Raw genomic sequence first — 12,374 nt, 5'->3', positions numbered from 1 at the left:
TTCACTATCGCATCACGACACGGCAACGATGGCCGGCTCCTGCGCCTCGCGCGGCGGCGACTGGCGCTCGCCTTCGAGCCAACGGCGAACCAGCGGCCAGACTTCGCTCTGGGCAGGCTTGCTGACCAGCATCTGCACATGATCGTACTCGTGCTCGAAACCCTGCCCTCGCCCCAGATTGACGAACTCGCGATCGACCGAGGCGAATCGTTCGAACAGGGCGCGACAGGCCTCGGGCGGGCACTCCCGGTCAGCGTCGCTGGCCACCGCGAGCAGCGGCACCGTGACCGCTTGCAGCCCGGCCCACCAGTCGTGCTCGGCGTCGCCGAAACGCCCGAAAAGGCGATGCCAGCGCAGGGTTTCCAGGGCGATGCCAATCGGCTCGTCCTCGGGCCCACGCTTGAGACGCGCCCCAGAGAGCACCGCGAAGCGCTTGATCACCAGGCGCGCGATCCACTCGACGGGCGGCACCTTGAGTATCCAGTGACGGCGGCTGACCTCGGCCCCGAACAGGCCCAGGCTGGCAATGCCGGCCTGTGGTAAATGACCGCCCCCCAGTGCTGCCGCCAGCGTCAGGCCGCCCAGCGAATGACCCAGCCAATGAGCCGGCGCCGGATTCTGCTCGGCGACGAACGCGGCGATCGCCGGCAGATCGTAGCGGGCGTAGTGCGCCACACAGTTATCCCGATAAGCCAGGTTGCGCGGCGACAGGCCATGGCCGCGCATCTCGGCAATCCACACATCGAAGCCGGCACGCACCAGATAAGGCGCCAGGCCGATGCCGCCGGGCGAATACCAGAACCGTCGGTTGGAAAAACTGCCATGCAGCAGGATCACCGGTTCGCCGCGCGCCTCTTCCTGCCCAGCGAGCCCGAGGCGGGTCAGGGCCAGCTCAACACTGAAATCCGGGCTGTTGCCCGGTTTGAGGCGGTAGACATCTTCACTCAGGTCACCCCGTAGCTCGGCACTCATCAGCGCTACGGGAAACAACTCACTGCTGCTTTGCATCTTCTTCGCTCTGACACAACAGATTGTCCGCCGCTGGGGTTGCCGGTGGCAGACACCAAAATTCAAAACCTGGCGACACGATCGCCATAGCTGCCTGCGGGCTTGCCGCCCGCACAGCGGCACAAAAAACTTCCGGGAGAAGTTTTTGACGTCGCTTTCGACGGCCCGAAGGGGTGGCCGCCAGCGATGGCAGGTCACAAAAAAGGGCAGGTAGAACCTGCCCTCGGGTCACTCTGCAAACCAGACCGATCAGCTGGGCTGGGCTTCGGCCAGGAAGAACCAGGTTTCCAGTACCGAATCGGGGTTCAGGGAAACGCTTTCGATGCCCTGCTCCATCAGCCAGCGCGCCAGGTCCGGGTGGTCCGACGGCCCCTGGCCGCAGATGCCGATGTACTTGCCGGCCTTGTTGCAGGCCTGGATGGCGTTGGAAAGCAGCTTCTTGACTGCCGGGTTACGCTCGTCGAACAGGTGCGCGACGATCCCGGAATCGCGATCCAGCCCCAGAGTCAGCTGGGTCAGGTCGTTGGAGCCGATGGAGAAGCCGTCGAAGTATTCGAGGAACTCTTCTGCGAGGATGGCGTTGGACGGCAGCTCGCACATCATGATGACCTTGAGGCCATCCTGACCGCGCGCCAGGCCGTTCTCGGCGAGCAGATCGACCACCTGTTTCGCTTCGCCCAGGGTACGCACGAACGGCACCATGATCTCGACGTTGGTCAGGCCCATCTCGTTGCGGACCTTCTTCAGCGCCCGGCACTCGAGCTCGAAGCAATCACGGAACGATTCGCTGATGTAGCGCGAGGCGCCGCGGAAGCCCAGCATCGGGTTTTCTTCTTCCGGCTCGTACAGCTTGCCGCCGATCAGGTTCGCGTATTCGTTGGACTTGAAGTCGGACAGGCGCACGATGACCTTCTTGGGCCAGAACGCCGCCGCCAGGGTGCTGATGCCTTCCACCAGTTTCTCGACGTAGAAATTCACCGGATCGTCATAACCGGCGATGCGCTTCTCGACGCTTTCCTGGATTTCCGGTGGCAGGCCGTCCATGTTCAGCAGCGCCTTGGGGTGCACGCCGATCATGCGGTTGATGATGAACTCCAGGCGCGCCAGGCCGATACCGGCGTTGGGCAGTTGGGCGAAATCGAAGGCGCGGTCGGGGTTGCCGACGTTCATCATGATTTTGAACGGCAGCTCGGGCATGGCATCGATAGAGTTCTGGCGCACGTCGAAGCCCAGCTCGCCCTCGAAGATGAACCCGGTGTCGCCTTCGGCGCAGGAAACCGTCACACCCTGGCCGTCACGCAGCGCATGGGTGGCGTTGCCGCAACCGACCACGGCCGGAATGCCCAGCTCGCGGGCGATGATCGCCGCGTGGCAGGTCCGCCCGCCGCGGTTGGTGACGATGGCGCTGGCGCGCTTCATGACCGGTTCCCAGTCCGGGTCGGTCATGTCGGATACCAGTACGTCGCCGGGCTGGACCTTGTCCATCTCGGACACGTCGTTGATCACGCGAACCTTGCCGGCGCCGATTTTCTGGCCGATGGCGCGGCCTTCGACCAGCACGGTACCTTTTTCCTTGAGCAGGTAGCGCTCCATCACGGTGGCGCTGGCGCGGCTCTTCACGGTCTCCGGGCGGGCCTGAACGATGTACAGCTTGCCGTCGTCACCGTCCTTGGCCCACTCGATGTCCATCGGGCGGCCGTAGTGTTTCTCGATGATCATGGCCTGCTTGGCCAGCTCGCTGACTTCGGCATCGCTCAGGCAGAAACGCGCGCGGTCGGCGCGGTCGACATCGACCACCTTGACCGACTTGCCGGCCTTGGCTTCGTCGCCGTAGATCATCTTGATCGCCTTGCTGCCCAGGTTGCGACGCAGGATCGCCGGGCGGCCGGCTTCCAGGGTCTGCTTGTGGACATAGAACTCGTCGGGGTTGACCGCGCCCTGCACCACGGTTTCACCCAGGCCGTAGGCGCCGGTGATGAACACCACGTCGCGGAAGCCCGATTCGGTATCGAGGGTGAACATCACGCCGGCGGTGCCGGTTTCCGAACGCACCATGCGCTGCACGCCTGCGGACAGGGCGACCAGCTTGTGGTCGAAGCCCTGGTGCACGCGGTAGGCGATGGCGCGGTCGTTGAACAGCGAAGCGAAGACTTCCTTGGCCGCACGGATAACGTTCTCCACGCCGCGGATGTTCAGGAAGGTTTCCTGCTGGCCTGCGAAGGAGGCATCGGGCAGGTCTTCGGCGGTGGCCGAGGAACGCACGGCCACGGCCATGTTGTTGTTACCGCCCGCCATGGCGGCGAACGCCGTGCGAATCTGCTCGTTGAGCTCGGCCGGGAACTCGGCGTCCATCACCCACTGGCGAATCTGCGCGCCGGTCTTGGCCAGGGCGTTGACGTCGTCGACGTCCAGGGCGTCCAGCGCTTCGTGGATCTGCGCGTTCAGACCGCTCTGCTCGAGGAAGTCGCGATAGGCCTGGGCGGTCGTGGCGAAACCACCGGGTACCGAAACGCCAGCACCCGCCAGGTTGCTGATCATCTCGCCGAGGGAGGCGTTCTTGCCCCCTACATGCTCGACGTCATGATTGCCGAGCTTATCGAGGGAAACTACGTACTCTGCCAAGGTGATCTCTCCACTTCAGTGTTGGAAAAGCTCATGGGCTGGAAACGCCGTCGGCATGCGCCGGGTGGACAATGGCCTGGCCCTGGAAAATAAGTAACAATGCAAACCCATCAGGGCCGGCAAAAAACCGACCTATCATAGCCAAGATTCGTTCCCAGCTTATAGGCCATTTGCGCAATGACTCGAACCGCGTACTTCATCTCCGACGGCACCGGTATCACCGCGGAGGCTCTGGGGCAAAGCCTGCTGGCCCAGTTCGACACCATCGGCTTCACCAAGCTCACGCGGCCCTATGTCGACAGCGTCGAAAAAGCGCGCGCCATGGTACAACAAATCAATAATGCCGCCGACAGAGACGGCGCCAACCCGATCGTCTTCGCCACCATCGTCAACCAGGAAATCCACGACATCCTGGTCGAGTCCCGCGGTTTCATGATCGACATCTTCTCGACCTTCCTGGCGCCACTGGAGCAGGAACTCGCTTCCCACTCCTCGTACTCGGTGGGCAAATCCCACTCGATCAGTGGCAATACCAACTACATGGAGCGCATCGAGGCGGTCAACTTTGCCCTCGACAACGACGATGGCGCGCGCACCCATTATTACGACAAGGCCGACCTGATCCTGGTGGGCGTGTCGCGTTGCGGCAAGACCCCGACCTGCCTGTACATGGCCATGCAATACGGTATTCGCGCCGCCAACTACCCACTCACCGAAGACGACATGGAGCGCCTGCAACTGCCAGCCTCGCTGAAAAAATACCGCGAGAAGCTGTTCGGCCTGACCATCGACCCCGACCGCCTGGCGGCGATTCGCAACGAGCGCAAGCCAAACAGCCGCTACGCCAGCTATGCTCAGTGCGAATTCGAGGTGCGCGAGGTGGAAAGCCTGTTCCGCCGCGAATCGATCAACTTCATCGACTCCACCCATTTCTCGGTGGAAGAGATTTCCGCCAAGATCCTGGTGGAAAAAGGCGTCGAGCGACGCTTCAAATAACCGCCCCCTGAGGGACCTGCCATGACGCTGTCCGATGCCGTGCTGTTCGCCCCGCTCGCCTTTCTGATCGCGTTGACGCCAGGCCCCAACAACTTCTGCGCGATGAACAACGGCATCCGCCATGGCATCGGCGCGGCCCTGGTAGCCACCACCGGGCGCGTAGCGGCATTCATCATCTTCCTGAGCATTTCCGCGGTGGGCCTGGGCGCCATGCTACTGGCCTCGGAAACCGCCTTCACGGTGATCAAGTGGGTCGGCGCGCTGTACCTGCTGTACCTGGGCATCAGCGCCTGGCGCAGCCGGGAATTCAGCGGCCTGGAGCTGGAGGGCGCAGTGCCGGCCGTGCAGCCGCAGCGGCGGGTGTCGCGCCTGATGCTGCAGGAGTTTCTGATCGGCATCAGCAACCCCAAGGCCATTCTGCTGTTCGCGGCAGTGTTCCCGCAGTTCATCAAACCGGGCGAGCCGGCGACCGAGCAGTTCATCTACCTGGGCGCCACCTACCTGCTGGCCGAATACGCAGCCTCGCTGGTCTATGCCCTGTTCGGTCGACAGATCCGCCGCTTTATTCGTACCCGGCGAGGCGCGCAACGCCTGAACCGCACCACGGGCGCCTTCTTCATGGGTGCGGGTGGCCTGCTGATCAGCACCACCCAGCATTGAATGGCCGCCGGCGCTAGGGTCTGTCTGAAAAGTCTCCGAGCGAAGGTCAGGCGAGGCAAAAATCGGTGAGGAAGCGGAGTTTACGAGCTGTAAATGAGCATTCCGAACCGATTTTTAACGAAGCATCACCGAGCGCAGGTACTTTTCAGACAGAGCCTAGGCCGGCACCCGGACCCAGCCCTCCATGAGAATCCGCGCACTGCGGCTCATGATCGCCTTGGTGACCACCCAGCCGCCGTCGACCAAGCCCGCTTCGGCGCCAACACGCAAGGTGCCGGAGGGATGCCCGAAGCGCACCGCCTGGCGCTCACCGCCGCCCGCCGCCAGGTTGACCAGCGTGCCCGGCACCGCCGCCGCTGCGCCGATGGCTACCGCACAGGTACCCATCATGGCATGATGCAGCTTGCCCATGGACAGCGCACGCACCAGCAGGTCGACCTCGCCTGCTTCGACCGTCTTGCCACTCGATGCCCGGTAGCTTTTCGGCGGGCTGACGAAGGCTACTTTGGGCGTGTGCTGGCGGGTCAGCGCCTCCTCGGCGCTCTTGATCAGCCCCATGCGCAGGGCACCTGCCACACGAATCTGCTCGAAACGCGCCAGTTGTGCCGGGTCCGCATTGATGTCCTCGCGCAGCTCGGTGCCTTGGTAGCCGATATCCTCGGCATTGACGAAAATGGTCGGAATGCCCGCCGCGATCAGCGTCGCCTTGAAGGCCCCGACACCGGGCACGTCGAGGTCATCGACCAGATTGCCGGTAGGAAACATCGAGCCGCCCTCCTCGCCGTCGTCCGAGGGATCGAGAAACTCCAACACGATCTCCGCCGCCGGGAAGGTCACACCGTCCAGTTCGAAGTCGCCGGTTTCCTGCACCTGGCCATTGCTGATCGGCACGTGGGCGATGATGGTTTTGTGAATATTGGCCTGCCAGATGCGCACCACGCAGGTGCCGCTCTCGGGAATCCGTGAAGGGTCGATCAAGCCGGCATGAATAGCGAAAGCACCGGCGGCGGTAGACAGGTTGCCGCAGTTACCGCTCCAGTCGACGAACGCCTTGTCGATGGACACCTGGCCGTAGAGGTAATCCACATCGTGCTCGGGCCGGGCGCTCTTCGACAGGATCACGCACTTGGAGGTGCTCGACGTAGCCCCGCCCATGCCGTCTATATGCGCCGAATACGGATCGGGGCTGCCGATCACCCGCATGAACAGCTGATCGCGGGCCTCGCCGGGCAGCTGGCAAGGCTCGGGCAGGTCCTGCAGACGAAAGAACACGCCCTTGCTGGTGCCGCCACGCATATAGGTGGCGGGGATTTTCACTTGCGGCAGATAAGCCATGGATGCGGTCCTTGAAAATGGCCTGGATGCAATCCGGGCATGTGGTAATCGTTTTCCCGGATTGGCTGTAGGGTGGATCGGGGCGCGTAGCTGGCACTTTTTCCATTCATCGTGGAGATGCCGGTGGTGGATCGGTAAAGCGCGATCCACCCTACGCAGTCACGCCACCGCGCCGTCGAGGAAGTCCTTGGCGAAGCGCTGCAGCACACCGCCGGCCTTGTACACGCTGACGTCCGCCGCAGTATCCAGGCGGCAGGTCACTGGCACCCGGACCATCTCGCCGTTGCGGCGGTTGACCACCAGGGTCAGCTCGCCGCGCGGTGCGATATCGCCCTCGATGTCATAGGTTTCAGTGCCATCGAGCCCAAGGGTCAACCTCGTCGTCCCAGGCGTGAACTCCACCGGTAGCACGCCCATGCCCACCAAGTTGGTGCGGTGAATGCGCTCGAAGCCTTCGGCGACGATCACCTCCACGCCCGCCAGGCGCACGCCCTTGGCCGCCCAGTCGCGGGAGGAGCCCTGGCCGTAGTCGGCGCCGGCCACGATGATCAGGTTCTGCTTGCGGTTCATGTAGGTCTCGATGGCCTCCCACATGCGCATCACCTTGCCCTCAGGCTCGACACGAGCCAGCGAGCCCTTTTTCACCTGCCCGTCGACTACGACCATTTCGTTGACCAGTTGCGGGTTGGCGAAGGTGGCGCGCTGGGCGGTCAGGTGGTCGCCCCTGTGAGTCGCGTAGGAGTTGAAGTCCTCCTCCGGCAAGCCCATTTTCGCCAGATACTCGCCGGCGGCCGAGTCCGCCAGGATGGCGTTGGACGGAGACAGGTGGTCGGTGGTGATGTTGTCCGGGAGGATCGCCAGGGGCAGCATGCCCTTGAGCGTGCGCTCGCTGGCCAATGCACCCTCCCAGTAAGGCGGGCGGCGGATGTAGGTGGACGCCGGCCGCCAGTCGTACAGCGGGCTTTCGGCCTCCTGCACGCTGCCCAGGTCGAACATCGGGATGTAGATCTGCTTGAACTGCTCGGGCTTTACCGACGCGGCAACGATGGCATCGATTTCCTCGTCGCTCGGCCATAGGTCCTTGAGGGTAATCGGATTGCCCTGCGCATCGTTGCCCAGCGCATCCTGCTCGATGTCGAAACGCACGGTGCCGGCGATGGCGTAAGCCACCACCAGCGGCGGCGACGCTAAAAACGCCTGCTTGGCGTAGGGATGGATGCGCCCGTCGAAGTTGCGGTTCCCCGAGAGCACGGCGGTGGCGTACAGATCGCGGTCGATGATTTCCTTCTGGATCACCGGGTCCAACGCGCCGGACATGCCGTTACAGGTTGTGCAGGCGTAGGCGACGATGCCGAAACCGAGCATTTCCAGCTCCGGCAGCAGGCCGGCCTCTTCCAGGTACAGCTTGGCGACCTTGGAGCCCGGCGCGAAGGAGGTTTTCACCCAGGGTTTGCGCACCAGGCCCAGCGCGTTGGCCTTCTTGGCCACAAGGCCGGCTGCGACCACGTTGCGCGGATTGGACGTGTTGGTACAACTGGTGATGGCGGCGATGATCACCGCGCCATCGGGCATAAGCCCCTGGGCTTCCTCGCCCTTGCCGGCCTGCAATTTGGCTTCATCAGCGATGCCACGCTCGGCCAGCGCCGAGGTGGGTAGGCGCCGATGCGGGTTGCTCGGGCCGGCCATGTTGCGGCCCACGCTGCCCAGGTCGAAGCGCAGCACACGCTCGTACTCGGCGCCTTCCAATGCGCTGCTCCACAGCCCTAGGGTCTTGGCGTAATGCTCTACCAGCGCCACCTGCTCCGGCTCGCGACCGGTGAGTTTGAGGTAGTCGATGGTCTGCTCGTCGATGTAGAACATCGAGGCGGTGGCGCCGTATTCCGGACACATGTTGGAGATGGTCGCGCGGTCGCCGATGGACAGGCCGTCCGCGCCCTCACCAAAAAATTCGACCCAGGCGCCCACCACCCGCTCCTGGCGCAGGAACTCGGTCAGCGCCAGGACGATATCGGTGGCCGTGATGCCGGGCTGGCGTTTGCCAGTGAGTTCGACGCCGACGATATCCGGCAGGCGCATCATCGACGGGTGGCCAAGCATCACCGTCTCGGCTTCCAGGCCGCCGACGCCAATGGCGATCACGCCCAGCGCATCGACATGCGGGGTGTGCGAGTCGGTACCGACGCAGGTATCGGGAAAGGCGATGCCGCCGCGCGCCTGGATCACCGGGCTCATTTTTTCGAGGTTGATCTGGTGCATGATGCCGTTGCCGGCCGGAATCACGTCGACGTTCTTGAACGCGGTCTTGGTCCAGTCGATGAAGTGGAAGCGATCCTCGTTACGGCGATCCTCGATGGCGCGATTCTTCTCGAAGGCGTCCGGGTCGAATCCTGGCGCCTCGACGGCTAGCGAATGGTCGACGATCAACTGGGTCGGTACCACCGGGTTGACCTTGGCCGGGTCACCGCCCTTGTCGGCGATGGCGTCGCGCAGGCCGGCCAGGTCGACCAACGCGGTCTGCCCGAGAATGTCGTGACAGACTACGCGCGCCGGATACCAGGGAAAATCCAGATCGCGCTTGCAATGCACCAGTTGCTCCAGGGAAGCGGTCAAATCCTGCGGGTCACAACGGCGCACCAGTTGCTCGGCGAGCACGCGCGAGGTGTAGGGCAGCTTCGCCCAGGCGCCGGCCTGGATCGCCTCGACGGCCTCACGAGCATCGAAGTAATCCAGTGCGGTGCCGGGCAGGCGCTTGCGGTATTGGCTGTTCACGGTTTCGGTCATGTGGCTTTTCATAATTATCAGGGGCGATCCTTGAGCGGCACGAACTTCAGGTCCTCAGGGCCTGTGTAGTTGGCGCTCGGGCGGATGATCTTGCCGTCGATGCGTTGCTCGATGACGTGGGCGGACCAGCCGGCGGTACGAGCGATGACGAACAGCGGGGTGAACATGGCGGTGGGCACGCCCATCATGTGGTAGCTCACGGCGCTGAACCAGTCGAGGTTGGGGAACATCTTCTTGATGTCCCACATGATGGTTTCCAGGCGCTCGGCGATATCGAACATCTTGTTGTTGCCCTGCTCGGCCGACAGCTCGCGAGCCACTTCCTTGATCACCTTGTTGCGCGGGTCGGCAACCGTATAGACCGGATGGCCGAAGCCGATCACCACTTCCTTGCGCCCTACCCGCTCGCGGATATCGGCCTCGGCGTCGTCCGGGCTGTCGTAGCGTTTCTGCACCTCGAAGGCCACTTCGTTGGCGCCGCCGTGCTTGGGCCCGCGCAGCGCACCGATACCGCCGGCGATGGCCGAGAACAGGTCCGAGCCGGTGCCGGCGATCACCCGGCTGGTGAAGGTCGAGGCGTTGAACTCGTGCTCGGCGTAGAGAATCAGCGAGGTGTGCATGGCGCGCACCCAGGACTCGCGTGGCGCAGCGCCGTGCAGCAGGTGCAGGAAATGTCCGCCGATGGAGTCGTCGTCGGTCTCCACCTCGATGCGCTTGCCGTTGTGACTGAAGTGATACCAATAAAGCAGCATGGAGCCCAGCGACGCCATCAGCTTGTCAGCGATATCCCGCGCGCCTGGGTGGTTGTGGTCGTCCTTCTCGGGCGCCAGGCAGCCGAGCACCGACACACCGGTGCGCATCACGTCCATCGGGTGGGCCGAAGGCGGCAATTGCTCGAGCGCCACCTTCAACGCCGCCGGCAGGCCTCGCAGTGCCTTGAGTTTGGCCTTGTAGGCCGCCAGTTCGGCAACCGTCGGCAGCTTGCCATGCACAAGCAGATGGGCGACCTCCTCGAATTCGCAGGTGGTGGCGACATCGAGAATGTCGTAACCGCGGTAATGCAGGTCATTGCCGGTGCGGCCCACGGTGCAAAGGGCAGTATTGCCAGCAGCGGTGCCACTGAGGGCGACGGATTTCTTCGGTTTGAAGCCGGGTGCGGAGGTGTCGGTGGCGCTCATCAGTTTCTCCTTGTTGTTATGGGCGAGCCGCAACGCAGCCCGTCAGGCAATCACTTCTTGGCGGCGAACAGCGCGTCGAGCTTCTGCTCGAAGGCGTGATAACCGATGCGCTCATACAACTCGGCGCGGGTCTGCATCTGCTCGACCACGTCCTGCTGGTGGCCGTTCTGGCGAATCGAGGTGTAAACGTTTTCCGCCGCCTTGTTGGCCGCGCGAAAAGCCGACAGCGGGTAAAGCTGGATGGCCACGCCGACCGAGGCCAGCTCGTCGCGGGTGAACAACGGCGTGGCGCCGAACTCGGTGATGTTGGCCAGTACCGGCACCTTTAGCGCCTCGACGAAACGTTGGTAGGTCGGCAGGTCATAAGCCGCTTCGGCGAAGATGCCGTCGGCGCCCGCCTCCACATAACGCAGGCAACGCTCGATGGCGGCGTCCACGCCCTCGGCCTGGATGGCGTCGGTACGGGCGATCAGGAAGAAATTCGGGTCGGTCTTGGCATCGGCGGCAGCCTTGACGCGGTCCACCATCTCTTCGCAGGAGACGATCTCTTTGCCCGGCCGGTGACCACAGCGCTTGGCACCCACCTGATCCTCGATATGGGCCGCCGCAGCACCCGCCTTGATCAGGCTCTTGATGGTGCGCTCGATATTGAAGGCGCTCGGCCCGAAGCCGGTGTCGATGTCGACCATCAGCGGCAGGTCGCACACATCGGTGATGCGCCGCACGTCGATCAGCACGTCTTCCAGGGTGTTGATGCCCAGGTCCGGCAGCCCCAGGGAGCCAGCCGCCACACCACCGCCAGACAGGTAGATCGCCTTGAAGCCGGCACGTTGGGCCAGCAACGCATGGTTGGCGTTGATCGCGCCGATCACCTGCAGCGGTTTTTCTTCGATGAGGGCCTGGCGGAAACGCTGGCCTGCAGAAAGCTGGGTCATGAATCACCTCGGGTCTTGGAAGGTTTGGCAAGCGCCGCCTGCCCGGCCTGGGCCAGATAATGACGCTCGATATTGCGTTTGGACGCGCCGATGTGACGGCGCATCAGCAGTTCGGCCAACTCACCGTCGCGATCGGCGATGGCGTCGAGAATGCGGTGGTGTTCGGCAAAGGCCTGGTGCGGGCGATTGGGTGTGGCGGAGAACTGCAGGCGATACATGCGCACCAGTTGATAGAGCTCGTCGCACAGCAGCTTGGCCAAGGTGCGGTTGCCGCTGCCCTGGATGATCCGGTAATGAAAGTCGAAATCGCCTTCCTGCTGGTAGTAGCCGACACCGGCCTGAAACGCCGCGTCCTGCTCGTGCAGGTCGAGCACCCGGCGCAGGTCGTCGATCTCGGCTTGGCTCATGCGCTCGGCCGCCTGTCGACAGGCCATGCCTTCCAGGGATTCGCGGATTTCGTACAGCTCGATCAGTTCGGCATGGCTGAGCGATACCACCCGGGCGCCGACATGGGGAACGCGCACCAGCAGCTTCTGCCCCTCCAGCCGGTGAATCGCCTCGCGCAGCGGCCCACGGCTGATGCCATAGGTGCGCGCCAGCTCCGGCTCGGAGATCTTGCTGCCCGGCGCCATCTCGCCACGCACGATGGCCAGCTGGATCTGCCGAAAGACGTTTTCGGCCAGGGTTCCGACGTCTTCCTCAGCGACACCCTCAACGGCATCCAACATATTGTCGACACTCTTATCGTTTGATCTTCAGATAAATCCATATCTGAAGAAAATTCAAGCCTTCCTGTCGACAATGTATTTTCAAGATGGGCCTTTTCGTCAACCTCGTCAGCCACGGAACATTCGATGCG

General features: G+C 63.4%; 9 protein-coding genes. 2 read left to right on the top strand and 7 right to left on the bottom strand.

The window, feature by feature from the left end; translation table 11 throughout:
- Window positions 1-12: 12 nt before the first annotated feature.
- Complete coding sequence (locus BVH06_RS00380) at window positions 13-1,008, bottom strand: alpha/beta fold hydrolase (RefSeq protein ID WP_075932816.1); 996 nt, start codon at window positions 1,006-1,008, stop codon at window positions 13-15.
- 249 nt (window positions 1,009-1,257) lie between these two features.
- Window positions 1,258-3,630, bottom strand: a complete 2,373-nt coding sequence (gene ppsA, locus BVH06_RS00375) for a phosphoenolpyruvate synthase (protein ID WP_075932815.1) — start codon at window positions 3,628-3,630, stop codon at window positions 1,258-1,260.
- Between the two features lie 177 nt (window positions 3,631-3,807).
- Here ppsA and BVH06_RS00370 point away from each other — a divergent pair, with 177 nt between their 5' ends.
- Window positions 3,808-4,626: a pyruvate, water dikinase regulatory protein gene (locus BVH06_RS00370; protein WP_075930072.1), complete on the top strand. Its 819-nt coding sequence runs from the start codon at window positions 3,808-3,810 to the stop codon at window positions 4,624-4,626.
- Window positions 4,627-4,647: 21 nt separating this feature from the next.
- On the top strand, window positions 4,648-5,286 hold the full coding sequence (locus tag BVH06_RS00365) for a LysE family translocator (protein ID WP_075930071.1): 639 nt from the start codon (window positions 4,648-4,650) through the stop codon (window positions 5,284-5,286).
- A gap of 156 nt (window positions 5,287-5,442) precedes the next feature.
- On the opposite strand, the gene prpF is transcribed toward BVH06_RS00365, so the two are convergent.
- The 5 genes from prpF to BVH06_RS00340 all read right to left on the bottom strand — a co-directional run bounded on the left by prpF (window position 5,443) and on the right by BVH06_RS00340 (window position 12,243).
- Window positions 5,443-6,621 (bottom strand): 2-methylaconitate cis-trans isomerase PrpF, encoded by a 1,179-nt coding sequence (gene prpF, locus BVH06_RS00360; protein ID WP_075932814.1) that lies wholly within the window; start codon window positions 6,619-6,621, stop codon window positions 5,443-5,445.
- 159 nt (window positions 6,622-6,780) lie between these two features.
- Window positions 6,781-9,390, bottom strand: a complete 2,610-nt coding sequence (acnD, locus tag BVH06_RS00355) for a Fe/S-dependent 2-methylisocitrate dehydratase AcnD (RefSeq protein WP_168172874.1) — start codon at window positions 9,388-9,390, stop codon at window positions 6,781-6,783.
- Window positions 9,391-9,419: 29 nt separating this feature from the next.
- A complete protein-coding gene (prpC, locus tag BVH06_RS00350; protein WP_075932812.1) occupies window positions 9,420-10,580 on the bottom strand; it encodes a 2-methylcitrate synthase in 1,161 nt (386 codons plus the stop codon).
- A gap of 50 nt (window positions 10,581-10,630) precedes the next feature.
- Window positions 10,631-11,515 carry a methylisocitrate lyase gene (gene prpB / locus BVH06_RS00345; RefSeq protein WP_075930068.1) on the bottom strand — a complete coding sequence of 295 codons (885 nt, stop codon included), beginning with the start codon at window positions 11,513-11,515 and terminating at the stop codon, window positions 10,631-10,633.
- On the bottom strand, window positions 11,512-12,243 hold the full coding sequence (locus BVH06_RS00340) for a GntR family transcriptional regulator (protein ID WP_075930067.1): 732 nt from the start codon (window positions 12,241-12,243) through the stop codon (window positions 11,512-11,514). Before BVH06_RS00340 ends, prpB begins: the two co-directional genes overlap by 4 nt.
- Window positions 12,244-12,374: the final 131 nt, after the last annotated feature.

It is taken from the genome of Pseudomonas sp. PA27(2017), assembly GCF_001945445.1.
In the GTDB taxonomy this organism is placed as follows: Bacteria; Pseudomonadota; Gammaproteobacteria; order Pseudomonadales; family Pseudomonadaceae; genus Aquipseudomonas.
The sequence above is the reverse complement of the archived record's forward strand: the minus strand, read 5'-3'. Positions and strand labels throughout refer to the sequence as shown.

What these genes read in the sequence shown, in the direction of transcription:
- BVH06_RS00365 (WP_075930071.1), top strand. Translation starts at nt 4,648, where the DNA reads ATGACGCTGTCCGATGCCGTGCTGTTCGCCCCGCTCGCCTTTCTGATC.
- prpC (WP_075932812.1), bottom strand. Translation starts at nt 10,580, where the DNA reads ATGAGCGCCACCGACACCTCCGCACCCGGCTTCAAACCGAAGAAATCC.
- BVH06_RS00370 (WP_075930072.1), top strand. Translation starts at nt 3,808, where the DNA reads ATGACTCGAACCGCGTACTTCATCTCCGACGGCACCGGTATCACCGCG.
- prpB (WP_075930068.1), bottom strand. Translation starts at nt 11,515, where the DNA reads ATGACCCAGCTTTCTGCAGGCCAGCGTTTCCGCCAGGCCCTCATCGAA.
- BVH06_RS00380 (WP_075932816.1), bottom strand. Translation starts at nt 1,008, where the DNA reads ATGCAAAGCAGCAGTGAGTTGTTTCCCGTAGCGCTGATGAGTGCCGAG.
- prpF (WP_075932814.1), bottom strand. Translation starts at nt 6,621, where the DNA reads ATGGCTTATCTGCCGCAAGTGAAAATCCCCGCCACCTATATGCGTGGC.
- BVH06_RS00340 (WP_075930067.1), bottom strand. Translation starts at nt 12,243, where the DNA reads ATGTTGGATGCCGTTGAGGGTGTCGCTGAGGAAGACGTCGGAACCCTG.